At 60.2% G+C, this 22,041-nt stretch carries 24 protein-coding genes and 1 riboswitch; of the genes, 17 read left to right on the top strand and 7 right to left on the bottom strand.

Annotation, left to right across the window (positions count from 1 at the left end):
• Positions 1–118 precede the first annotated feature (118 nt).
• Positions 119–565, bottom strand: coding sequence for a helix-turn-helix domain-containing protein (locus Q1A44_RS17570; RefSeq protein ID WP_299627896.1), 447 nt, complete (start codon positions 563–565; stop codon positions 119–121).
• Between the two features lie 136 nt (positions 566–701).
• Between Q1A44_RS17570 and Q1A44_RS17565 the strand changes: the two genes are divergently transcribed.
• The gene (locus tag Q1A44_RS17565) at positions 702–1,382 is read left to right on the top strand and encodes a YqiJ family protein (RefSeq protein WP_299627894.1); all 681 of its coding nucleotides are present in this window, start codon (positions 702–704) and stop codon (positions 1,380–1,382) included.
• A gap of 44 nt (positions 1,383–1,426) precedes the next feature.
• A complete protein-coding gene (locus tag Q1A44_RS17560; RefSeq protein ID WP_299627892.1) occupies positions 1,427–3,103 on the top strand; it encodes a flotillin domain-containing protein in 1,677 nt (558 codons plus the stop codon).
• A gap of 32 nt (positions 3,104–3,135) precedes the next feature.
• On the opposite strand, the gene Q1A44_RS17555 is transcribed toward Q1A44_RS17560, so the two are convergent.
• Positions 3,136–4,002: a hypothetical protein gene (locus tag Q1A44_RS17555; protein ID WP_299627890.1), complete on the bottom strand. Its 867-nt coding sequence runs from the start codon at positions 4,000–4,002 to the stop codon at positions 3,136–3,138.
• Between the two features lie 115 nt (positions 4,003–4,117).
• Here Q1A44_RS17555 and miaB point away from each other — a divergent pair, with 115 nt between their 5' ends.
• The 9 genes from miaB to Q1A44_RS17510 all read left to right on the top strand — a co-directional run bounded on the left by miaB (position 4,118) and on the right by Q1A44_RS17510 (position 12,602).
• Entirely contained in the window at positions 4,118–5,440 is a 1,323-nt protein-coding gene (gene miaB / locus Q1A44_RS17550; RefSeq protein WP_299627887.1) for a tRNA (N6-isopentenyl adenosine(37)-C2)-methylthiotransferase MiaB, read from the top strand.
• A gap of 279 nt (positions 5,441–5,719) precedes the next feature.
• Positions 5,720–6,238 (top strand): OmpA family protein, encoded by a 519-nt coding sequence (locus Q1A44_RS17545; RefSeq protein WP_299627885.1) that lies wholly within the window; start codon positions 5,720–5,722, stop codon positions 6,236–6,238.
• 12 nt (positions 6,239–6,250) lie between these two features.
• Positions 6,251–6,556 carry a hypothetical protein gene (locus tag Q1A44_RS17540; protein ID WP_299627883.1) on the top strand — a complete coding sequence of 102 codons (306 nt, stop codon included), beginning with the start codon at positions 6,251–6,253 and terminating at the stop codon, positions 6,554–6,556.
• Between the two features lie 145 nt (positions 6,557–6,701).
• Complete coding sequence (locus Q1A44_RS17535; RefSeq protein WP_299627881.1) at positions 6,702–7,694, top strand: PhoH family protein; 993 nt, start codon at positions 6,702–6,704, stop codon at positions 7,692–7,694.
• 57 nt (positions 7,695–7,751) lie between these two features.
• Positions 7,752–8,246: an rRNA maturation RNase YbeY gene (gene ybeY / locus Q1A44_RS17530; RefSeq protein WP_299627879.1), complete on the top strand. Its 495-nt coding sequence runs from the start codon at positions 7,752–7,754 to the stop codon at positions 8,244–8,246.
• A gap of 53 nt (positions 8,247–8,299) precedes the next feature.
• Positions 8,300–9,187: a hemolysin family protein gene (locus Q1A44_RS17525; RefSeq protein ID WP_299627877.1), complete on the top strand. Its 888-nt coding sequence runs from the start codon at positions 8,300–8,302 to the stop codon at positions 9,185–9,187.
• On the top strand, positions 9,184–10,698 hold the full coding sequence (lnt, locus tag Q1A44_RS17520; RefSeq protein WP_299627875.1) for an apolipoprotein N-acyltransferase: 1,515 nt from the start codon (positions 9,184–9,186) through the stop codon (positions 10,696–10,698). The genes Q1A44_RS17525 and lnt overlap by 4 nt, the downstream gene beginning before the upstream one ends.
• Positions 10,699–10,707: 9 nt before the next feature.
• Positions 10,708–10,758: riboswitch (SAM-SAH riboswitch) on the top strand.
• 3 nt (positions 10,759–10,761) lie between these two features.
• Positions 10,762–11,943, top strand: a complete 1,182-nt coding sequence (gene metK, locus Q1A44_RS17515) for a methionine adenosyltransferase (protein ID WP_299627873.1) — start codon at positions 10,762–10,764, stop codon at positions 11,941–11,943.
• A gap of 116 nt (positions 11,944–12,059) precedes the next feature.
• Positions 12,060–12,602: a hypothetical protein gene (locus Q1A44_RS17510; RefSeq protein ID WP_299627871.1), complete on the top strand. Its 543-nt coding sequence runs from the start codon at positions 12,060–12,062 to the stop codon at positions 12,600–12,602.
• Between the two features lie 51 nt (positions 12,603–12,653).
• Here the strand turns inward: Q1A44_RS17510 and Q1A44_RS17505 are convergent, their stop codons facing one another.
• Positions 12,654–13,226: a hypothetical protein gene (locus tag Q1A44_RS17505; protein WP_299627869.1), complete on the bottom strand. Its 573-nt coding sequence runs from the start codon at positions 13,224–13,226 to the stop codon at positions 12,654–12,656.
• 602 nt (positions 13,227–13,828) lie between these two features.
• On the opposite strand from Q1A44_RS17505, the gene rpsA reads away from it, so the two are divergent.
• The 6 genes from rpsA (at position 13,829) to trpB (ending at position 18,752) form a co-directional block, all read left to right on the top strand.
• The gene (gene rpsA / locus Q1A44_RS17500) at positions 13,829–15,505 is read left to right on the top strand and encodes a 30S ribosomal protein S1 (protein ID WP_299627867.1); all 1,677 of its coding nucleotides are present in this window, start codon (positions 13,829–13,831) and stop codon (positions 15,503–15,505) included.
• Between the two features lie 310 nt (positions 15,506–15,815).
• Entirely contained in the window at positions 15,816–16,100 is a 285-nt protein-coding gene (gene ihfB, locus Q1A44_RS17495; RefSeq protein WP_299627865.1) for an integration host factor subunit beta, read from the top strand.
• Complete coding sequence (locus tag Q1A44_RS17490) at positions 16,101–16,451, top strand: LapA family protein (protein ID WP_299627863.1); 351 nt, start codon at positions 16,101–16,103, stop codon at positions 16,449–16,451.
• 9 nt (positions 16,452–16,460) lie between these two features.
• On the top strand, positions 16,461–17,111 hold the full coding sequence (locus Q1A44_RS17485) for a phosphoribosylanthranilate isomerase (RefSeq protein ID WP_299627861.1): 651 nt from the start codon (positions 16,461–16,463) through the stop codon (positions 17,109–17,111).
• Positions 17,108–17,443 (top strand): hypothetical protein, encoded by a 336-nt coding sequence (locus Q1A44_RS17480; protein ID WP_299627859.1) that lies wholly within the window; start codon positions 17,108–17,110, stop codon positions 17,441–17,443. Before Q1A44_RS17485 ends, Q1A44_RS17480 begins: the two co-directional genes overlap by 4 nt.
• A 61-nt stretch (positions 17,444–17,504) precedes the next feature.
• A complete protein-coding gene (trpB, locus tag Q1A44_RS17475) occupies positions 17,505–18,752 on the top strand; it encodes a tryptophan synthase subunit beta (protein WP_299627857.1) in 1,248 nt (415 codons plus the stop codon).
• On the opposite strand, the gene Q1A44_RS17470 is transcribed toward trpB, so the two are convergent.
• From Q1A44_RS17470 to pth, 4 genes are read right to left on the bottom strand one after another with little or no spacing between them, the layout of a single operon-like run.
• Positions 18,753–19,121: a DUF2237 domain-containing protein gene (locus Q1A44_RS17470; protein WP_299627855.1), complete on the bottom strand. Its 369-nt coding sequence runs from the start codon at positions 19,119–19,121 to the stop codon at positions 18,753–18,755.
• 4 nt (positions 19,122–19,125) lie between these two features.
• Positions 19,126–20,295, bottom strand: coding sequence for a serine hydrolase (locus Q1A44_RS17465; RefSeq protein ID WP_299627853.1), 1,170 nt, complete (start codon positions 20,293–20,295; stop codon positions 19,126–19,128).
• An 18-nt stretch (positions 20,296–20,313) separates the two neighbouring features.
• Positions 20,314–21,357: a DUF2332 family protein gene (locus Q1A44_RS17460; protein WP_299627851.1), complete on the bottom strand. Its 1,044-nt coding sequence runs from the start codon at positions 21,355–21,357 to the stop codon at positions 20,314–20,316.
• Positions 21,354–22,037, bottom strand: a complete 684-nt coding sequence (gene pth / locus Q1A44_RS17455) for an aminoacyl-tRNA hydrolase (protein ID WP_299627849.1) — start codon at positions 22,035–22,037, stop codon at positions 21,354–21,356. The genes Q1A44_RS17460 and pth overlap by 4 nt, the downstream gene beginning before the upstream one ends.
• Positions 22,038–22,041: the final 4 nt, after the last annotated feature.

Raw genomic sequence — 22,041 nt, 5'->3', positions numbered from 1 at the left:
GCCTGCCGTCATGCCATACTGATCCATAGCACCCTGACGTCTCAAAACGGCACGAGGCCGCGCCATAGGCGGCCGGAATGGGATTTTTGCACGGTGTTTTGATGCAGGGGCGACAGCTCTATTCAGACTCCCAAAAGGACGGCGGGAAATCGTGCAGCAATTCTGCGGCCTTGTCCTCGATCCAGTCTTGCCGCTCGTCGGCGGGTAAAGATGCTATTTCGGGATCACTCTTTGCCAGATTTTGGGCTTTCTTGAGGGCGTGGCGATATTTGATGTCTTCAACACGACCATCCGGGACAATGGCATAGACGAACCGCCCATTCATCGCCTTGGCCAGCTGCTCCATCTGCTTGAGAGAGACAGCGCCCTCTTTCTCGCTCCGCTCCGCCTGATAAACCGCATTTCGGCTCACGCCTTTGCGCAAGGCGACCTGTTCCGCCGACATGCCCAAAGCGCGGCGCACAGATGCGATCCATCCCTTTTCAGGCACGCTGACTTCGCCCACCTGCTTGGCGGTCTTGTCGATCATGCGCGCCAGGCGACGCTGTTCCATGAAGTCCGGCATGACGGGTTCCGAGGGGCAAGGATGTGTGTGAAATTAGCCATATCACAGGATAAAAATATTTCCAAACTCTAAAATTTGCATATAAATACTTCAACTATACCAAGGGTTGTGTTATGTAATGATCGAAAGGATCCCAATGATCGAACTTTTTACGTCCCCGGCCTCTTTGCCCTTTGCTATCGCGTTGACCGTTGTTGCGGGGCTGTTTGTTCTGGAAATCCTGAGCGCGCTGATCGGGGGCTCTATCCTCGGGGTGGGTTCTGATGCACCTGACCTGGACGTCGACGTTGATTTCGATCTCTCGGCTGATTTGGATGGCGCAGAGATAGAGGTTGATCCCGGGACCGAGGCCATTGATACGGGTGCCTCGTCTGGCGGCGTGTTCACCTGGATCGGTGCGCGCGATGTGCCCTTTCTCATTTGGCTGGTGTCGTTTCTGACGATGTTTGGACTGATCGGCTTGATGCTGCAATCGGCGGTCAATGGCCTCATTGGCGCGGCATTGCCTGCGGCGCTGGCGGCGATCCTGGCGGCGGTGCCTGCGCTGGCCGTCACGCGGATCATCGCCAATTGGGTGGCCCTGATCATGCCCAAAACCGAAACCACCGCGCTCAAGGCGCGGCATATGGGCGGCTATCGGGGCACCATCACCCAAGGGACGGCCGCCCGCGGCAAACCTGCCGAGGTCAAGATAAAGGATCGTCACGACAACACGCATTACCTGCGGGTCGAGCCGTTGCATGACGGCGATGTCTTTCCTGTCGGCAGCGATGTCACCTTGATCCGCAAGCGCGGCGACAAGTTCTTTGTCATCTGACCGTTACGCCGCTGCTTTTTTATGTTCTCTGAAGGAGTATCCTGATGTCGTTTTCTTCTATTCTCGTTCCTGCCGCAGTCATTGTTGGCCTCTTGGTGTTCATTGGCCTGATCATGGCGCGGCTCTATAAACGGGCCACGCGTGAAACCAGCCTGGTCAAAACCGGATCGGGCGGCAAAAAGGTCATCATGGATGGCGGCACGATTGTGGTGCCATTCCTGCACGAAATCTCCAAGGTCAACATGAAGACGCTGCGCCTCGAAGTGGCGCGTGTGGCCGAGCAATCCTTGATCACCAAGGACCGGATGCGCGTTGACGTTGGCGTAGAGTTCTACGTTTCGGTCAACGCAACCGAAGACGGCATTTCCCGCGCCGCCCAAACCCTGGGCGACCGCACATTCCATGTCGATCAACTGCGCGAGATGATCGAAGGCAAGCTGGTGGATGGTTTGCGTGCGGTTGCTGCGCAAATGACGATGGACGAATTGCATGAAAACCGCGCCAGCTTTGTTCAGGAGGTGCAGAATGCTATCTCTGAAGACTTGTTGAAAAACGGGTTGGAGCTTGAGGCCGTGTCGCTGACCGCCCTTGACCAGACCCCGTTCGAAAGCCTGGATGAAAACAACGCCTTCAATGCCGTGGGCATGCAGAAACTTGCCGCCGTGATTGCCACGTCGCGCAAGGAGCGCGCCGAGATTTCGGCCGAAGCCGATGTCGCCGTGGCGCAATCCGAAATGGAAGCGGAAAAGCGCAAATACCAGATCGAGCGCGAAAAGCAGCAGGCCGAAATTGCCCAGATCGAAGAGATCCAGACCCTGCAAGCCCAGCAAGAGGCGCAGATCGCCCGCAATCAGGAAGCGTCAGATCGGGCCAAGGAAGAAGCCCGCATCGAACGCGAACGCGCGGTCCGCGCCGCTGAGATCAACCGCGAGCGGACCATCCGCGAGGCGGAGATCGCCAATGAACGCGAACTGGAGGTCGCCGATCAGGAGCGTGCCATCATCGTGGCTCGCAAATCGGAGGAAGAAAGCCAGGCTCGCGCCTCAGCCGACAACGCCCGGGCGGAGGCCAAAAAGGCCGCCGAGGCCATCGAAACGGCCCGTGCCGTGGCCGAAGCGCAGCGATCCAAGGAAATTGCCCTGATCGAGGCCGAAAAAGAGGCCGAACGCCAAGCCACCGCCATTCGTCTGGCCGCCGCCGCCGAGAAAGAGGCAGCCGCCGACCGCGCCGCAGCCAAATTGGAAGAGGCACAGGCGGATGCCGACGCGATGACCGTGCGGGCCGCTGCGAAAAAGACCGACCTGCTGGCCACCGCCGAAGGTCAGACAGCCATCGCAAATTCCGAGAATGAATTGAGCGCGGAAATCATCGCGATGAAGGTCCGCCTGGCTCAACTGGAGGCGATGCCTGCCATGATCGCGGAGATGGTCAAGCCCGCCGAAAAGATCGACTCGATCAAGATCCATCAGGTGACCGGCATGGGCCAACCCGGTGCGGCAGGCGGTGGCGGCACATCCGGCACGCCGGTGAACCAGGCCCTCGACTCTGTGCTGGGCATGGCCCTGCAAATGCCCGCCATGCAAGCGCTAGGCAAAGAACTGGGCGTAAGCCTGGAAAACGGCCTGGCTGGCGTGGCGAATGACGTGATGGATGTCGAAGCGACGCCCGTTGAAGCCCCCGTCGAGGCCCCGGAAGAGCTCGAAGAGCCGAAAGCCTCCTAAGGGCTCAGTTCAGACCGGGGCGGTGTGTTCCCTCAGAACCATTGCCCCGGTTCCATCAATCCCAAATCCAGCAATTGCCGCGAATGCCATTCAAACGGCGCCGAATTATGCCATTTGAACGTCTCGATATCAAAGGTGCTGCCAGGGTTCAGTTTCAACGCCTTCGCCGTGCGGAAAGAACAGATGGCCGCCGTGATATTATGGTGCCATTCACAGGCAAAGGTGTTGTATTCTTCATCATCAAAGGTGTGATCAGGGCGCAGTTTCAGGCCGGGCTTGGTCTTGAACAGGGCAATCCGGTCAATCTTGCGCCGCGCGGCAGGCACGTGTTCCTCATAACGCCAGCGCAGGCCACCGAAAAAGTCCAACTGCCGTTCTTTGGGGTGCCCATGCGCATCGGGTCGGGCAAGCGCATAATAGCCTGAACGATCCAGATGCGCCCGGTCAAGCGACACCGCATCGGGGCATTCCCACAGATCATCCGCATAAAGGTCAATCACATAGGTCAGCATGGCATCACGCCGCTCTTCGGTGTGAAAGGCCAGCATCTCGCCCACCGTCCGCGTCTCGCAAAACGGGTGAAAGAGGTATTCCGCATTGTAGCAGTAGAACATCCAGGTGCCCGCGGGCACAACCGCGATTACACCGTTTACGGCCGTTTCCAGCGCCTCCTCGACCGTTGCGTCATAGTCGATCCGGGTCACCGTATCGGTCAGATCCCGGGGCAATTCGAACTCGGGCGGCATAAACGCGATCAGGTGGCGAAAGCCCGCCTGTTGATGGTGCCGCAAGGTCGTGGCGACCTCGACATCGTCCTCGACCAGCACAATGGCCACCGGGCCCTTTTTGGGCACGGCTTCATCGGATTTGGCAAAAGCTGTCAGACTGTCGAACTGCATCAATGGAACCCTGTGCCAGGTGTTTTGCACAAAATCGGTTAATCTTGGGTGCATTGCAAGCCGCAGCCCTTCTTGATAGAGCCGCGATCTGACCCAACAGCCCCGGACACACGCCATGACGACGCCGAAAAAGCTCTTCATCAAGACCTATGGTTGCCAGATGAACGTCTACGACAGCGAACGCATGGCCGAAGCGCTGGGCGGGCAGGGCTATGTCGAAACGGCAACGCCGGACGACGCGGATATGATCCTGCTCAACACCTGCCACATTCGGGAAAAGGCGGCGGAGAAAGTCTATTCCGAACTGGGTCGCCTCAAGCAGTTCAAGACGACGAACCCCGATTTGAAAATTGGTGTCGCTGGTTGCGTTGCGCAGGCCGAGGGCGAAGAGATCATGCGCCGCCAGCCTGCCGTTGACCTCGTGGTCGGCCCGCAAAGCTATCACCGCCTGCCCGAGATGGAGGCCAAAGCCCGCACCGGCGAAAAAGCCCTCGACACGGATTTCCCCGAAGAAGACAAGTTCGAAAAGCTCAAGGGCCGCCCCAAGGCCCGCCGCGCGCCCTCGGCATTTCTGACTGTGCAGGAAGGCTGCGACAAGTTTTGCGCCTTTTGCGTGGTGCCCTATACCCGTGGCGCCGAAGTCAGCCGCCCCGCCGCGCGCATCCTCGACGAGGCGCGCGACCTGGTGGAACGGGGCGTACGCGAGATCACCCTGCTGGGCCAGAATGTGAACGCCTATCACGGCGCGGGGCCTGACGGGTCAGATTATACGCTGGCCAAGCTGATCTGGGACCTGGACAAGGTGGATGGGCTGGAACGCATCCGCTTCACCACCAGCCATCCCAACGATATGAGTGATGACCTGATCGAGGCGCATGGTACCTGTGCCAAGCTGATGCCGTACCTGCATCTGCCGGTCCAGTCGGGCAGCGACAAGATTCTCAAACGGATGAACCGCAGCCACACCGCAGAAAGCTATCTGCGCCTGATTGAACGGATCAGGGCGGCGCGGCCAGATATCCTTATGTCCGGCGATTTCATCGTGGGCTTCCCCGAAGAAACCGAGGCCGATTTCCAGGCGACCCTCGATCTGGTGGAAGAGGTCAATTACGGCTATGCCTATTCGTTCAAATATTCGACCCGGCCCGGCACGCCTGCGGCCGAGCGGGCACAGGTCGATGCGGCCGAGGCAGATGACCGGTTGCAACGTTTGCAAGCGCTGATCACGCGCCAGCAGCGCAGCATTCAGGATGGAATGGTCGGACGGGACGTCAAGGTGCTGTTCGAAAAGCCCGGACGGTTCGAAGGGCAGATGGTTGGCAAAAGCGAATACCTGCATGCTGTCCACGTGTCCGATGCAAAGGTGAACGTGGGCGAGATCGCGTCGGTCAGAATCGTTGATGCGGGCACCAACTCGCTTGCCGGCCAATTGCTCTGATCCGCGGGACTAAACCACTCTGGCGGGCATTCAGACCCGTGTTCTTTGGTAACTGCCCCGAATTTAGACACAATATATGGTGAAAATCCCTTCACAGAACGTTAAAACTTCCTTAACCTCGCCTCAATAACGGCAAGGGTCGGTCTCTTTCAGACATGTTGGCGGCTTTTGCGGGGGACCAACAACAAAAGGGACAGGGCTGTGGCGAATTTGTATTCCCGAACAGTGAACAAGTTTATGGTCGTGGCGGCTGCCTCCGCTGTGGCATTGACGTCATTGATGACCGTCAGCGTGGACGCGCAGGCCTTCGGCCAGACGCGATCGCAACAGGGCCGGGACGGCGGGCAATATATCCCGACGATCTGGGTGGACCCGGACGGGTGCGAACACTGGGTGATGGACGACGGAGCCGAAGGGTACATGACACCCCACACGAACCGCAAAGGCATCCCGGTCTGCCGCCGGGGCAACCTGTGCGGTGTGATGAACTCCGACCAGTTCTTTGCCACCGACAGCCACCGTATCCACAAGGCCGGCAAACAACGCCTGGCCGAGTTCTTCCAGAGCGCGAGTGCCACCAGCTATATTATCACCGGCCACACCGACAGCCGCGCCAGCGATGCCTATAACCTGCGCCTGTCGCTCAACCGGGCCAACGCCGTGGCGGCCATCGCGGCCCAATCGGGTGCACGCATCGCGGATGTGCGCGGGTATGGCGAACGGCTGCCTGCAGCGGCCAACAACACTGCGGCTGGCATGGCCAAGAACCGCCGTGTCGAAATCATCTGTATTCAGTAAGGGACGCCTATCATGACCAAGTTAAAATTCGTCCCTGTGCTGCTGATCGGCGGCCTTGGCCTGGCTGCATGCGGCGACGGCTATCCGCCCAACAAGACCATCGACCGGGGCTTTGACCGCAAGGACCTCAGCCAGCTTCAGGCCGGGATCTGGGTGGACCCCAACGGCTGCGATCACTGGATCATCGACGATGGCGTCGAAGGGTATCTGTCGGCACGGCTCGACAAATACGGCAAACCGGTATGCTCCGGTGTGGCCGAGCCCACGCAGACCGTTGGTGACTTCAAAGGCGGCTCCACGGTGCGGGATCCGAACTGATCGCCCGTCGTCAGCCCATTCCAAGGCCGGAGCGTTTAGCACGCTCCGGCCTTTTTTGTTTGAATTGTACGAAATCAGCGGCGGGGCAGTTGCACCTGCCCCGCGAACTTGCCACGGTTCAGGAATATCGCAACAGGAGCAGATATTGACCCTAGATCAACCGCCGACCGAAGTGGTTCTTGAATTTCCAGACAACCGACTGCTGATCGACTTGTGCGGCCCCTATGACGCGCATCTGACGGCTGTCGAAACGGCCCTAGAGGTCCAGATCATCCGACGTGGCAACGTGCTGGCGATCATGGGCGAAGAGGCTGCGCAAAAGCGCGCAAGCGAAGTGCTGAACGCCCTCTATCTGCGCCTTGAAACGGGCAAAGAGGTCGAGCCCGCCGATGTCGACCGCGAACTGCGCATGGGTGCCTCAGAGGCGGATACCGGCGCGCGCCAGGGCGATCAGCTGGAAATGCCGGTCGGCAACAGGATCGAAATCAAGACCCGCAAGAAACTGGTCGAGCCGCGCACAGACGCGCAAAAGGCCTATGTTCAATCGCTCTTCGACAATGAAATGGCATTCGGGATCGGCCCCGCAGGCACCGGCAAAACCTATCTGGCTGTCGCTGTGGGCGTGTCCATGTTCATCTCGGGTCAGGTCGACCGGATCATTCTGTGCCGCCCTGCGGTCGAAGCGGGCGAGCGTCTGGGCTTCCTCCCCGGCACCCAGGAGGAAAAAGTCGACCCCTACATGCAGCCGCTTTATGACGCGCTCAATGACTTTCTGCCCGGCAAGCAACTGGCCAAGCTGAAAGAAGAGAAAACCATCGAAATCGCGCCGCTCGCCTTCATGCGGGGTCGCACACTCAGCCGCGCCTTCGTGGTGCTGGACGAGGCGCAAAACGCCACCACCATGCAGATGAAGATGTTTCTGACCCGGCTCGGCGAAGGCTCGCGCATGGTGATCACCGGCGACCGCACCCAGATTGATCTGCCACGCGGCGTGCCCTCGGGGCTGTCGGATGCGGAACGGTTGCTGAAATCTGTGCCCAAGATCGGGTTTAACTATTTCACCTCCAAAGACGTGGTGCGGCATCCACTTGTGGCCGCGATCATCGAGGCGTACGAGGCCGACACGACACCGTCCTGATCTTCTTTTCTTCGAAAATACTCCGGGGGTCCGGGGGCTGGCCCCCGGTTCTGACACTTGCCACACGACATCGACATCCTGATCGAAGACCCGCGTTGGGCCACGGCCAACCTGATTGGATTGGCGACACCCGCCGTGCGGGCCGTGCTGGCGGATCAAAAGGTGGCGCGCGCCGAACTGTCTATCCTGGGCTGCGACGACGCGCGTATCGCCAAGCTCAACGCGGATTTCCGGGACAAGCCCACAGCCACCAATGTGCTCAGTTGGCCCGAAGATGACCTGGCCTCCGAAACGGACGGGGCTGCACCGGAAAAACCGCATCCCGACCCCTCCGGCACCTACAGCCTTGGCGACATCGCCATTGCCTATGATACGTGCGCCCGCGAGGCGACAGAGCAGGCCAAACCGCTTGCGGACCATGTGACGCACCTGATCGTGCACGCGACGCTGCATTTGCTGGGCTATGATCACATTCGTGACCTTGATGCCACGCGGATGGAAGCGTTAGAGGTCAAGATACTTGGCAGCATGGGGTTGCCTGACCCATATTAGGGTCACGGATATGGTCGGGGGCGCATTTGCGCCTCACAACTGGACAGGAGCCAATGGGCGAAAACGACGGATCGTCTGGCGCAGCGCCCCGCGCGCAGTCAGACAATGACACGAGTGACACGTCACAAAACAGTGGATTCTTTGCGCGCGTGATTGGCGCGCTCAGCCCATCTGACACCGAAGCCGAAGCGCCCGTGGAAGGCGCGCCGCGCCCCCAAAGCCACGGCATGATCAATCTGCGCCGGATGCGCGTCGAGGATGTCGCGGTGCCCATGGCGGACATCAACGCCGTTCCCGATACCTCGACGCTGGACGAACTGGTCGCCAATTTCCGCGAAAGCGGTCACACGCGGCTACCGGTGTTTGAAGGCACCATCGACACACCGCTTGGCTTTGCCCACCTCAAGGACATCGCCCTGCGCCACGGCTTTAACGGCGGCGGCAAGGATTTCGACCTCAAGTCCGAAGTGCGCCCGCTTCTCTTTGTGCCTCCGTCCATGACCATCGGCGTCTTGCTGACCAAGATGCAGACCGAGCGGCGGCACATGGCGCTGGTGATCGACGAATATGGTGGGGTGGACGGATTGGTGACCATCGAAGACCTGATCGAACAGGTCGTGGGCGAGATCGAGGATGAACATGACGTCGACGAAGGTGCGCATTTCACCCGGGAAAAGACAGGTTGTTATCTGGCGCTTGCCAAAACCCCGCTCGACGAGTTCGAGTCAGAGATCGGCATCTCGCTGACCACCCATGATGACGTGGACGAAGAAGAGATCGACACGCTGGGCGGCCTTGTCTTTATGCTGGCGGGCCGCGTGCCTGCGCGGGGCGAGGTTGTGCCGCATCCCGACGGCCCCGAATTCGAAGTGATCGACGCAGACCCACGGCGGATCAAACGGTTGCGGGTGCGTTTGCAGGGACGGGACGCCGCCGAATGATCAACCCCGCCACCCGCATGGCAGGGTGGCCAACCTGGGCGCATCTGCTCCTGGCGATCACCGCAGGAGCGGTGGGGTCAATGGCCCACGCGCCGCTTTCCGTTGGCGTACTTATCCTCGTTCCGCTTTTGGCAGGCTTTGCGCTTTTGCGCGGCGCTCAGAACGTTCGCGGCGCCCTGATCAGGGGCTGGGCCTTGGGGTTTGGTTATTTCGCGCCAACCCTGTCCTGGATCACCGAACCGTTTCAGGTGGATGCGGCGGTCACCGGGTGGATGGCCCCTTTTGCGCTGGTCTTGCTGGCTCTGCTCTTGGGGTCATTCTGGGCCTTTGCGCTGGCCTTTGCCCGTTGGGCGGGCGGGCAGGCATGGGTGCTGGTCTTTGCCTGGGCCGGGGTGGAAATGCTCCGGGCCTATGTCTTTACCGGCTTCCCTTGGGCGGCCCCCCCACAGGCTCTGGTGGATGGTCTGGCGGGGCAGGGGCTTGCCTGGGGTGGGCCGCACGGCGTCATGCTGGCCATGGCGGCGCTGGCCGCTGTGATTGCGTCGCGGACTTGGAAGGCCCTCAGGATCGCGGTTGCGGCTGCGTGCGTCAGCCTCTTCGTGCTTCCGGTGATGGCTCCGAAGGCCGAGCTAACGGCCCACACAGTGCGGCTGGTGCAACCCAACGCGCCGCAGGATGAAAAATGGGATCCCTCGCGCGTCCCCGTTTTTGTAAACCGGCAGATTGATTTTACGGCGGCCGGTCCGGTCCCCGATCTGGTGGTCTGGCCGGAAACCGCGCTGCCCTATCTGGTGGAAAACGCCCAGGTCGTCTTTGACGCCATAACCGAGGCCGCGCGCGGCGCGCCTGTGGTGCTGGGCATCCAACGCAGGCAGTTCAGCGACTATTTCAACAGCCTTGTGGTCCTGGACGCAGCGGGGCAGGTCACCCAGACCTATGACAAGCATCACCTCGTCCCCTTTGGCGAATACATGCCGTTCGAATGGTTTTTCAGGCATATCGAAGTGGGCGGCCTGGCCGCGCGCGCCGAAGGGGGATATGCCGCCGGGCCCGGGGCCCGCTTGCTCGACTTTGGCGCGCTGGGTCGGGCCTTGCCTCTGATCTGCTACGAGGCGGTCTTTGCCCATGATGTGGGCGGTGCGCCGGAGCGGCCGACCTTCTTGATGCAATTGACCAATGATGCCTGGTTTGGGGCGCGATCCGGCCCGCAACAGCACCTGGCGCAAGCCCGTATGCGCGCCATCGAACAGGGCCTGCCCATGATCCGCGCGGCCAATACGGGCATTTCTGCCGTGATCGACCCCAACGGTCGGGTCACCGCGGCGCTGGGGCTCAACATGGCGGGATATCTGGACGCGGTACTGCCCGCACCCGCGCCACCGACAATCTATAGCCGCACCGGCGACGCACCTTGGGCCGTCCTGCTTTTTTTAGGGCTGGTGGCCGCAGTTCTGACACGCGCCCGGCTGCGGCAAAGTGGTGGCATTGACGCGGGCGAACCACACGCGTAAAGCATCCCGATCCTGTTGCAACGGCTTCCTGACGCGACGGGCGAACATTTCATTGGAGCGCACATGTCCCGTCAGAATTACACTTTCACCTCGGAATCCGTTTCCGAGGGCCACCCGGATAAAGTCTGTGACCGTATCTCGGACGCCGTCCTTGACGCCTTTATCGCAGAAGAGCCAGAGGCACGTGTGGCCTGTGAAACCTTTGCCACCACAGACCGTGTTGTGATCGGCGGCGAAGTGGGCCTGAGCGACCAGGACAAGCTGCACGACTATATGGAGCAGATCGAGGACATCGCTCGCGCCTGCATCAAGGACATCGGTTACGAGCAGGACAAGTTTCACTGGGAAACCTGCGAAATCACCAACCTGCTGCACGAGCAATCCGCCCATATCGCCCAAGGCGTGGATGCGGCGGATGACAAGGACGAGGGGGCAGGCGACCAGGGCATCATGTTCGGCTATGCCACCAACGAGACCGACGCGCTCATGCCCGCTCCCATCCACTATGCCCATGCCATGCTGCGCCGTCTGGCCGAGGTCCGCAAGAACGGGACCGAACCGGCCCTTGGCCCCGACGCCAAGTCGCAACTCTCGGTGGTCTACCGCGACGGCGTGCCGGTGGGCGTCAGCTCCATCGTGCTGTCCACCCAACACCTGGACGAGGCCCTGACCAGCGCCGACATTCGCGCCCTGGTGGCGCCCTATATCCACGAAGTCCTGCCCGAAGGCTGGATCACGGACGAGACCGAATGGCACGTGAACCCCACGGGTAAATTCGTCATCGGTGGCCCGGACGGGGATGCAGGCCTGACAGGGCGCAAGATCATCGTCGACACCTATGGCGGTGCGGCCCCCCATGGCGGCGGCGCGTTCTCGGGCAAAGACCCGACCAAGGTGGACCGATCGGCGGCCTATGCCGCGCGCTATCTGGCCAAGAACGTTGTGGCGGCAGGGATGGCAGAGAAATGCACCATCCAGCTCAGCTATGCCATTGGCGTGTCCAAGCCCCTGTCGATCTATTGCGACACATTCGGCACCGGCCAAGTGGCGGATGCAGACATCGAAGCCGCCGTGGCATCGGTGATGGACCTGACACCACGCGGCATCCGCGAGCATCTGTCGCTGAACCGTCCCATCTATCAGCGCACTGCGGCCTACGGCCACTTTGGCCGGGCACCGGACGCGGATGGCGGGTTCAGCTGGGAACGCACCGATCTGGCCGACGCGCTCAAGGCCGCCGTCTGAGGCGCACACATAAGTGCGCCTTACGGGGATGCGTTACAGCCGTTCACCAAAGGGTGCGTGGCATTTGAATGCGGCAGGGCTTAGCCTTTCATCACGTCAGATGAAAGGTGACCCCCATGCCCCGTATCCTTCCTGCCCTCGCCCTCATGGTCTTGGCCACCTTCGCCGTGGCCCAGGACACCCCCAACCCCGAACCAACCGCCGAGCCGAGCATGACAATGCTGCGCCTGGCCCAGATCATCCGGGCGATTGACCCCGAGGCCACGCCATCGGGCAACATGATCGAGCTGACCATCGACGACATCCCCGTGATCGTGGTCGCAGACCCTGTGGCCGACCGCATGCGCGCCATGGTCCCGATCCGCTCCGCCCAGGGGCTGACCACGGAAGAGCTGATGCGCCTGATGCAGGCCAATTTCGACACGGCCCTTGATGCGCGTTACGCGGTCGCCCGTGGACGTCTCTGGGGTGTTTTCATCCATCCGCTCGGCCCGTTGGAAAAGGACCAGTTGATCTCTGCCCTGATCCAGACCGTGAACGTGGCCCGCACCTATGGCCAAACCTATTCGGGCGGGGCCACGGTGTTTGGCGGTGGCGACAGCAACGGGATTTATCAGGAGCTGTTTGAGGAGTTGCAGGAACGGGGCGAAGAAATCTGAAGGGCTGCTATGCGGACCAAGCGGACCTTTCCCTTACGATTTGCAGTTCTTCTATTCCGGTCTTGGTGCATTGCCTACATCCACCGTGATTACGCTTGCATCCTCGGAAATGTTCCACGGCAGAACTTGAAGGTCCGCTTCAGTGGGGCCGGACTTGACCCGTCCCCAAAGATCAAAATGAACGCCCTGGCACGGGTCGAAAAAGCCGCCCAAGTCTCCGGCACCCGCGAGTACAACGCATCCATATCCGCCAGTGTTGATTGGACTCACAACGAACCATTCCAAATGCAAAACGAGATCAGGTTCGATTTCTATCTCGTCGGTCCTTCGAACTTCCTCAAGAAGCTCGGTGTTTCCGCGTATTTCGACGCCCAGCAGCTCAAGAGCCTGAACTTTTTGTTCAAAACTCCTTCGCCAAACCACCACAGGCACTCCGTCAAGCCTATACGTTGCAGTCTGTCTGGGTTCAAAACCCTGTACGTTTAGAGTATACACGGTATTTCTTGGAGCGCTGGTAATGTCTGCAGTAGGCGACATTGTTTGGAACAGAAAGAACAGCCCTACTGCGACCGTTAGCACCAACATCCCGCCTGTAGCAAAATATAGGGCGTTAGACTGTTTCATGTTGGTTGGTCTCTGCAATTCTTGATCCAGCTGCGCTCCCATTGACGTGTCAAAAACCTAATCTTGGGTCAAGCCAGTCGTGTTGCTCGAACCCATTTCTGCCCATAGCATTGAAGCTGTCGGCAGCTGACACATTGGGCTCAAAGCGGACTTTGGCCATCTCCCAGCGTGTCATATATAGATTGCCAGTGTCCAGCCCAATGGATCCCACCGCCCGTCTTCGGGCAGCAGGGTGCCAGATATGTGGTTAACATGCGCTAACGGACCGCACGGTGCGCTATCTCCTTGATCCACGGCGCATCCCCGAGATCATTGAAATACCACTAACCCACCGAACGGGTTGTCCCCGCGGGGACAGACGGTAAAAAACGGGGAAAGGCGCCCGAAATTAGGGACGACATCCCAAACCCTTGCCCTTCGTCCCAACCCCCGCTATACGCGCGCCTGTCGCTAAGGTGTAAACACCGCAAGACATCGAGATGAGCAGGGTCGGAAACTCCGGCCCTCTTTGTTTTGCGATATGCCTGACCAATGGAACCCCAAGACCGGCGGAGACAACCGCACGGCCCGAAAAACACAAGATGTTAGGAAACCGACGCCACATGGCTGATAAAATGATGGAGGAATTCGAAGCCCTCCTGCAAGAAAGCTTCGAAATGGACACGCCCGAAGAGGGGACAGTTGTCAAAGGCAAAGTCATCGCAATCGAAGCGGGCCAAGCCATCATCGACGTCGGCTACAAGATGGAAGGCCGCGTCGAGCTTAAAGAATTCGCAAATCCCGGTGAAGCGCCAGAAATCAACGTCGGTGACGAAGTTGAAGTGTACCTGCGCTCGGCCGAAAACGCCAAAGGCGAAGCCGTAATCTCGCGCGAGATGGCCCGCCGCGAAGAGGCCTGGGATCGTCTGGAAACAGCTTACGCTGGCGAAGCGCGCGTCGAAGGCGCGATCTTTGGCCGTGTCAAAGGTGGCTTTACCGTTGATCTGGGCGGCGCCGTGGCGTTCCTGCCCGGCTCCCAGGTTGACGTGCGCCCCGTGCGTGACGCGGGCCCTCTGATGGGTCTCAAGCAGCCGTTCCAGATCCTGAAAATGGACCGTCGCCGGGGCAACATCGTTGTGTCGCGCCGCGCCATCCTGGAAGAATCGCGTGCCGAACAGCGCGCCGAAGTTATCGGCAACCTGACCGAGGGTCAGACTGTCGATGGCGTGGTCAAGAACATCACCGAATACGGTGCGTTTGTTGACCTGGGCGGCGTAGACGGCCTGCTGCACGTGACCGACATGGCATGGCGTCGTGTGAACCACCCGTCGGAAATCCTGACGATTGGCGAAACGATTAAGGTGCAGGTCATCAAGATCAACAAGGACACGCATCGCATCTCCTTGGGCATGAAGCAGCTGCAAGAAGATCCATGGGATCTGGTCGCCGCCAAATACCCGCTGGAATCCAGCCATACTGGCCGCGTGACCAACATCACCGATTACGGTGCCTTTGTTGAGCTTGAGCCCGGTGTCGAAGGTCTGGTCCACGTCTCCGAGATGTCCTGGACCAAGAAAAACGTGCACCCCGGCAAGATCGTGTCGACCTCTCAGGAAGTCGAAGTCATGGTTCTGGAAATCGACGGTGCCAAGCGCCGCGTGTCTCTGGGCCTGAAACAGACCATGCGCAACCCATGGGAAGTGTTTGCAGAAACGCACCCCGAGGGCACGGAAGTCGAAGGCGAAGTCAAAAACATCACCGAGTTCGGTCTGTTTGTTGGCCTCGACGGCGACATCGACGGCATGGTGCACCTCTCCGACCTGAGCTGGGATCAGCGCGGCGAAGAAGCGATCCAGGACTACCGCAAAGGCGACATGGTTCAGGCCATCGTCTCCGAAGTGGACGTCGAGAAAGAGCGCATTTCGCTGTCGATCAAGGGCGTGGGAGGCGACAAGTTTGCGGAAGCCGTTGGCGGCGTGAAGCGTGGCTCGATCGTGACGGTCGAAGTGACGGCGATCGAAGACGGCGGTGTAGAAGTGGAATATGAAGGCATGAAATCCTTCATCCGCCGCTCTGACCTTTCCCGTGATCGTGCCGAACAGCGCCCCGAGCGTTTCTCGGTCGGTGACAAGGTCGACGTGCGCATCACCAACATCGACAACAAAACCCGCCGTTTGGGTGTGTCGATCAAGGCGCGCGAAATTGCCGAAGAGAAGGAAGCCGTGGAACAGTACGGCTCGTCCGACAGCGGCGCGTCGCTGGGCGACATCCTCGGCGCGGCCCTCAAGGGCGACGAATAATCGTCAACCTCACTGGTTAGAACGATGCGAAAGGGGCCCCATGTGGGCCCCTTTTTTTTATGCAATTACCCCGGCGGCAATCGACTGAATTGGCCGAATCAATTCCCCGTGAATTCGGCCCGGGCCGCATGACCAAGCGGTGGCGCGCCTGCACCACGCACATTATTCCGCCCAGAAACCAATTCAGTTGCCCGTCATGGTGGAAAAAACCCGCTTGAGCCAAAGGCTTCCTATTCACGAGTGGCACTATTGTTCCTATAGTCAGGGTCGGAAAATCAAAAGAATTCGCAAAACGCGGGGGGAGTACGCCATGATCCGGTCCGAGCTGATCCAGAAGATCGCTGACGATAATCCGCATCTTTATCAACGGGATGTCGAGCGGATCGTGAACACCATCTTTGACGAGGTGACCGATGCCATGTCGCGGGGCGACCGGGTCGAGCTGCGCGGCTTTGGGGCGTTCTCGGTGAAAAAGCGAGACGCCCGCACTGGACGTAACCCCCGCACCGGTGAGACAGTCGAGGTCGAGGAAAAGCACGTGCCATTCTTCAAGACAGGCAAGCTGCTTCGGGATCGTTTGAACGGGAAAGCCTAAATGCGCTACATCCGCTATGCCTGCATTGCCATCTTTGCATTGGCCCTGATCGCGGTCGCCTTGGCGAACCGTGGATTCGTGACGGTGCAGCTGTTGCCGAACGAGATTGCTGGTCTCTTTGCCGTGGCGCCGGAAATCCAACTGCCTTTGTTCATCATCATCTTTGGTGGCATCCTGACCGGCCTGCTGGTCGGCTTTGTCTGGGAGTGGATGCGTGAACATGCGATCCGCGCCGAAAATGCACGCAATGCCCGCGAAGTCCGTCGCCTTGAGCGGGAAGTGAAACGCCTCAAGGGTGAAAAGCACGAAGGCAAGGACGAAGTCCTCGCCCTGCTGGACGAAGCAAGCTAAGTCACCCTCATGCCCCCCGTTTCGGTCAAGATATGCGGCATCAGCCAGCCCAAAGACGTGGCCGCCGCAGCGGCTGCGGGGGCTGCATATTTGGGCTTTGTTTTCTTTGCCAAATCACCGCGCAACATTGCCATAGATGCCGCCCGGGATCTGGCCGTGGATGTGCCGCCGGGGCTGGCAAAGGTGGCTTTGGTCGTAAATGCGGATGATGCGTTCCTGGATGATCTGGCGGCCAACGTTCCGCTTGATATGCTCCAGCTTCATGGTTCCGAAACACCCCAGCGGGTGGCAGCGATCAAGGCACGGTACGGCCTGCCGGTGATGAAGGCAGTCGGCGTGGCGGATGCTGGCGACCTCGATGCCATCGACGCCTATGCGCGCGTGGCTGATCAACTGCTGATCGACGCCAAGCCGCCCAAGGGGGCGGATTTGCCCGGTGGTAATGGCCTGGCCTTTGATTGGCGGTTGATGGCGGGGCGGCGATTTACCGTGCCGTGGATGCTTGCAGGCGGCCTGCGCCCCGACAACGTGGCCGAAGCATTGCGCCTCACTGGTGCGCAGCAGGTCGATGTCAGTTCCGGCGTGGAAAGCGCGCCCGGGGTCAAGGACACGGGCCTGATCACCTCCTTTATCGAAAACGCAAAAGGCACGGCGCAATGAAAATACTTGTCACAGCAGGCTTTGCGGCCATCCTTGCCGCGATCCTCTTTGCCACAAATCCGACAGAGGCCGATGTCGAGGCCCAGATCGAGGCGCAGGTTCTGGAACAGATTGACGCGGCAAATGCCGACGAGATTGCCGACCCGGTTGAGAGCATGTTGGTCGCCACCTGCAAGCTGGGCCGTCGGCAATGCGCCAGCCTGATCCGTAACCTGATCAGCGTCGAGTACACCGACAACGTCCTGTTCTCTCAGGTGTCTGCCCAATTGGGCAATGGCCCGGCAACCAGCTGCATCGGTATCCTGACACGTCTGCTCTGCCGCGACCTTTGACCGCTTGCCCCGGCGCCGCTTGCAGGCTAGGCAACACCCCTGACATTCAGGAGCAATCCACATGGCAAATGACCTTTTCAATTCCTTCATGACCGGCCCGAACGAGCAGGGCCGCTTTGGCGACTTTGGCGGGCGCTTTGTCTCCGAGACGTTGATGCCGCTGATCCTCAGCCTTGAGGAGGAGTACGAAAAGGCCAAGACCGATGACAGTTTCTGGGCCGAGATGGACTTTCTGTGGAAGCATTATGTGGGCCGCCCCAGCCCCCTTTACCACGCCGAGCGCCTGACCGAGCATCTGGGCGGCGCCAAGATATACATGAAGCGCGACGAGTTGAACCACACCGGGGCGCACAAGATCAACAACGTGCTGGGCCAGATCATCCTGGCCCGCCGCATGGGCAAGACCCGGATCATCGCGGAAACCGGTGCGGGCCAGCACGGCGTGGCCACCGCCACCGTTTGCGCAAAGTTTGGTTTGAAATGCGTGGTTTACATGGGCGCCCACGATGTGGAGCGCCAGGCCCCAAACGTGTTCCGAATGAAGCTTTTGGGCGCCGAAGTGATCCCTGTGACCTCGGGTCGTGGGACGCTCAAAGACGCGATGAATGACGCGCTGCGCGACTGGGTGACCAATGTGCGCGACACCTTTTATTGCATCGGCACCGTTGCGGGCCCGCATCCGTACCCCGCCATGGTCCGCGATTTTCAGGCCATCATCGGCAAGGAAGTGCGCGAACAGATGGTCGAGGCCGAGGGCCGTTTTCCCGACACCGTGATCGCAGCAATCGGCGGTGGATCGAACGCCATGGGCCTTTTTTATCCCTTCCTGGACGACCCGGAGGTGGGCATCATCGGCGTCGAGGCAGGCGGCAAGGGCGTGAACGCTAAGATGGAGCATTGCGCCTCGTTGACCGGTGGTCGCCCTGGCGTTCTGCATGGCAACCGCACTTATTTGCTGCAAGACGATGATGGGCAAATTCTGGAAGGTTTCTCAATCTCCGCCGGTCTCGACTATCCCGGCATTGGGCCAGAACACGCCTGGCTGCACGACATTGGCCGCGCGCAATATGTGTCGATCACAGATGTCGAGGCGCTTGAGGCGTTCCAACTCTGCTGCACGCTCGAAGGGATCATTCCCGCGCTTGAGCCCAGCCACGCGCTGGCCCACGTGATGAAAATCGCGCCGGACCTGCCAGCCGATCACATCATCTGCATGAACATGTGTGGGCGAGGGGACAAGGATATCTTTACCGTGGCACGCGCCCTGGATTTCGACATGTCGGGTCCCGAAGGGCGCAACGTCGAATAATCAGGCGGCGTTCTCGCGCAGCACTTCAAGCGAGACGATTTCGAGGGCGCGTTTGTGCGTCGCCTCGAGGCTTACGCGCGGCGCGCACCCTTCGTCATGGGCCTGCAAGAACCGCGAGGCACACAGGCACCAGGCGTCGCCGGGCTTTAGCCCCGCAAAGCCGTATTCGGGGCGTGGCGTGCTCAGATCGTTGCCCACATATTTCGAGAAGGCGAGGAACTCTGCTGTCATGACTGCGCAGACCGTGTGGCTGCCTTGATCGGCGGCGCAGGTGTTGCAATGGCCATCGCGGAAAAAGCCGGTTACCGGGTTCATGCCGCATACTGCAAGCGCTGTGCCAAGCACGTTTATGCTGTCGTCAGGCTCCATGCCCTTACCCTTTCGTTGCCGCCACGATCTGGCGGAACATGTCCACATTTGTGTCGTTTACGCCCGGATCGCGAAATTGCCGGTCTGCGCCCGTAGTGACGATTACAACGCCCGCCTGCTTGTCGATATAGAGGTATTGGCCATAGATTCCACGCCCCATGAACTGGCCGGGGCCTGAGCCCACTGGCATCCACCACTGATAGCCATAACCGATCTTGCCGGGCTGCGTCGGCGCGCTTGGGATGGTGGAGGCCGCGACCCAATCGGCGGGCACCACTTGCGTGCCCTGCCACATGCCGTCCTGCAAGATCATCTGGGAAAAGCGTGCATAATCCCGCGTGGTCACGTTCAACCCGCCCAGGACAAAGGCAACGCCGACGCCATCGGTGATGTAGTAAGGTGCCCGTTCCAAAGCCAATGGCGCGATCAGTTTTTCCTGCATCAAATCGGCAATGCCCCGGCCCGTCGCGCCGCGCGCGACCATGCCCACGACATGGGTGTCGATGGAGGTGTATTTCCATTGTTCCCCGGGAGTGGCAAAGTTTTCGGTAAGGGCGGCGGCAAAGTCATCCATCTTGCCGCCCAAGGCAAGAACGCGGCCCATCCGGTTGATATCGCTGTTATAATCGAGATAGTCCTCGTCAAAGGTGACGCCACTGGCCATCTGCAGGACGTTGAGAACGCTTGCATTTTCATAAGCGCCCCCGGCCAGCATTGGTGCGTATTTCGTGACCGGATCGTCCAGCGAGGCGATGTGCCCTTCTTCGACCAGAATGCCAAAGAGCGCAGAGAGATAGCTTTTGGCCATGGACCAACTGATCCTCAGATCGTCTGGCCCGGTGCCCTGGTAATAGGCCTCGTGCACGATTTCGCCGTCTTGCAGGACGAGCATGGAGGTCACGCTGCGGTCGCGAACCCAGGCGTCATAGCCTTCGGGCATGGTGAGCGGCGCGCCTTGGGGCAAGGGGCTGACAGGGCTGTCGCCGCGCGCGAGGTCCACGTGTAAGAACGCGGCATCCATGTTAGAAAAGTTGTTCACAATCCGGTCTGCATCGAAAAGCGAGTTCACCGCGAGCAGGCGGCCAATCTCTTCCCGTTTCCAAAACCCGACAACTGCAGCAGCAATTATCAACGCCAAAAGCGCCCGGATCAGCCATTTCAGAACATTGCTCATGCTTTATCCCATCTGTGCTTAAAAGTTATGAACAGGCCGTTCGGCCCAGTTTAGCCACCGCCCATGAAAGTCCGCACGCCCCAGATCGAGTGTCAGATCGCCGGGCCAAAGCCTGAGTGTCAGCGCCGCGCCGACGCCTTGGCCGTCTGTCTCCATCTGCATCCAGGCCAGCGGCGTGTCCGGGGTGGCCCGCGCGCCTGCCGCCTCGATCAGCGCGGTGCCGTGGGTCTGGGCGTCTTGGGAGAAATACTGCCAGGCCACGGTATGCTGGATCATGTGCATGTGACCTGTCGGGGCTGCGTTCAGGCGCGTTTCCAACCAGTCGATGGCGTCGCCGCGCGCAACTTTTGTGTCCACGACACTGGCTGCGGCGCGTGTAAGCTCGGCGCGGTGCGGTTGATCCGCCCATAGGTAGGCCATGAGCCTAAGGAGCTCATCGCCGTCCTTTGGATTCAATGGGTTAAGGTCCACACCTGACCTATCCACAACCTGTGGAGAAGCCTGTGGAGGCTGTGCCCCTTGCCAGTTGGGCGACAGGGTCAGGACGGCATCGGGCGGCCCGAACGTAGTGGTGCCGGTGGCGAGTGCGAAGCGATCCCACATGAGGTTCAGACCGCCGCTGGCACCCAGTTCGGAGAGGACGATGGGCCTGTCGAAATGGCTGGCTGCGACCTGGGCCATGGCGATCAGGGCTGCACTTCGGCGCACCTCGTTGGTTTGCGGCGGGCTTTGGGTCCAGTCGAGAAGGAAATCCTCGTTTGTTTTCAAAGCGTTGAGGGCTGCATTTCGAAGTGCCGCATCATCGGCCATGTTGGGCGGATAGACGGCGGTCAGCTCGGGCGCTGCGTTTTGCAGGACAAGGGCATGCAGACCGCCCGCAATCCGCAGGGGGAGGGAATGCCCGGCTGGGCCGATATCCCCTTGATATGTTGTCATTTTCTGACCCAAGGCGCTGCTCGCGTCCCAGTGATCCGCGAGGATCGTCAAGAGCCTGCCCATGAAGGGAGAGCCCATGCCGGTGCAGGTTTTGGCCTGTGCCTGAAAGGCCCGAACGAGCCTCATGAAAAGCGGTCTTTGAGCTTTTGAAAGGGGCTGCGCGTGTCGGGTTCTGGTTCAGGTTTTGGGGTTGAAGGCTTTGATTTCGCGACAGATTTCTCGCCTGTGCCGGAGCGGGGCGGGGCCACGCGCAAGGCGACCGCGTTCATGAATTTCGAGCCGTCGCCCCGCGCCAGATGGGGTGCACCGTCGGAGCACCCGCGCAGCACATCGTCGAGCCAGCCCTCGTCCGCCTTGGGAAAGTCGCGCAGGACAAAGCCGGGCACGGCGTCCTTGTGGCCGGGATGACCGACGCCCAGACGGACGCGAGCGTAGTCGGGACCGATATGGGCGTGGATGGATCGCAGGCCATTGTGACCGGCGTGACCGCCCCCGACTTTCCACCGAACCTTGCCGGGGGCGAGGTCGATTTCGTCATGTAAAACAATGACATCCTGCGCGTCGAGCTTGTAGAACCGCATGGCGGCACCGACGCTGTCGCCGGATTTGTTCATGAAGGTTTCGGGCTTGAGAAGGACCGCGCGATCAGAACCAAAGCGCCCCTCGCTGACTGCGCCCTGATGCTTGGATTTCCAGGCGGGAAAACCGTGATCGGACGCGATCTGGTCCAGCGCCATAAAGCCGATATTGTGGCGATTGCGCGCGTATTTGGGGCCGGGATTGCCCAGGCCAACGATCAGTTTCATAAGA

The sequence above is a fragment of the uncultured Tateyamaria sp. genome (assembly GCF_947503705.1).
Classification (GTDB): Bacteria; Pseudomonadota; Alphaproteobacteria; order Rhodobacterales; family Rhodobacteraceae; genus Tateyamaria.
This window is presented reverse-complemented; position numbering and strand designations above follow the sequence as displayed.

Excerpts from the sequence above, each read along its gene's own strand:
- Q1A44_RS17570 (WP_299627896.1), bottom strand. The coding sequence starts at position 565 with ATGCCGGACTTCATGGAACAGCGTCGCCTGGCGCGCATGATCGACAAG.
- Q1A44_RS17565 (WP_299627894.1), top strand. The coding sequence starts at position 702 with ATGATCGAACTTTTTACGTCCCCGGCCTCTTTGCCCTTTGCTATCGCG.
- Q1A44_RS17560 (WP_299627892.1), top strand. The coding sequence starts at position 1,427 with ATGTCGTTTTCTTCTATTCTCGTTCCTGCCGCAGTCATTGTTGGCCTC.
- Q1A44_RS17555 (WP_299627890.1), bottom strand. The coding sequence starts at position 4,002 with ATGCAGTTCGACAGTCTGACAGCTTTTGCCAAATCCGATGAAGCCGTG.
- miaB (WP_299627887.1), top strand. The coding sequence starts at position 4,118 with ATGACGACGCCGAAAAAGCTCTTCATCAAGACCTATGGTTGCCAGATG.
- Q1A44_RS17545 (WP_299627885.1), top strand. The coding sequence starts at position 5,720 with ATGACCGTCAGCGTGGACGCGCAGGCCTTCGGCCAGACGCGATCGCAA.
- Q1A44_RS17540 (WP_299627883.1), top strand. The coding sequence starts at position 6,251 with ATGACCAAGTTAAAATTCGTCCCTGTGCTGCTGATCGGCGGCCTTGGC.
- Q1A44_RS17525 (WP_299627877.1), top strand. The coding sequence starts at position 8,300 with ATGGGCGAAAACGACGGATCGTCTGGCGCAGCGCCCCGCGCGCAGTCA.
- lnt (WP_299627875.1), top strand. The coding sequence starts at position 9,184 with ATGATCAACCCCGCCACCCGCATGGCAGGGTGGCCAACCTGGGCGCAT.
- metK (WP_299627873.1), top strand. The coding sequence starts at position 10,762 with ATGTCCCGTCAGAATTACACTTTCACCTCGGAATCCGTTTCCGAGGGC.
- Q1A44_RS17510 (WP_299627871.1), top strand. The coding sequence starts at position 12,060 with ATGCCCCGTATCCTTCCTGCCCTCGCCCTCATGGTCTTGGCCACCTTC.
- Q1A44_RS17505 (WP_299627869.1), bottom strand. The coding sequence starts at position 13,226 with ATGAAACAGTCTAACGCCCTATATTTTGCTACAGGCGGGATGTTGGTG.
- rpsA (WP_299627867.1), top strand. The coding sequence starts at position 13,829 with ATGGCTGATAAAATGATGGAGGAATTCGAAGCCCTCCTGCAAGAAAGC.
- ihfB (WP_299627865.1), top strand. The coding sequence starts at position 15,816 with ATGATCCGGTCCGAGCTGATCCAGAAGATCGCTGACGATAATCCGCAT.
- Q1A44_RS17490 (WP_299627863.1), top strand. The coding sequence starts at position 16,101 with ATGCGCTACATCCGCTATGCCTGCATTGCCATCTTTGCATTGGCCCTG.
- Q1A44_RS17485 (WP_299627861.1), top strand. The coding sequence starts at position 16,461 with ATGCCCCCCGTTTCGGTCAAGATATGCGGCATCAGCCAGCCCAAAGAC.
- Q1A44_RS17480 (WP_299627859.1), top strand. The coding sequence starts at position 17,108 with ATGAAAATACTTGTCACAGCAGGCTTTGCGGCCATCCTTGCCGCGATC.
- trpB (WP_299627857.1), top strand. The coding sequence starts at position 17,505 with ATGGCAAATGACCTTTTCAATTCCTTCATGACCGGCCCGAACGAGCAG.
- Q1A44_RS17470 (WP_299627855.1), bottom strand. The coding sequence starts at position 19,121 with ATGGAGCCTGACGACAGCATAAACGTGCTTGGCACAGCGCTTGCAGTA.
- Q1A44_RS17465 (WP_299627853.1), bottom strand. The coding sequence starts at position 20,295 with ATGAGCAATGTTCTGAAATGGCTGATCCGGGCGCTTTTGGCGTTGATA.
- Q1A44_RS17460 (WP_299627851.1), bottom strand. The coding sequence starts at position 21,357 with ATGAGGCTCGTTCGGGCCTTTCAGGCACAGGCCAAAACCTGCACCGGC.
- pth (WP_299627849.1), bottom strand. The coding sequence starts at position 22,037 with ATGAAACTGATCGTTGGCCTGGGCAATCCCGGCCCCAAATACGCGCGC.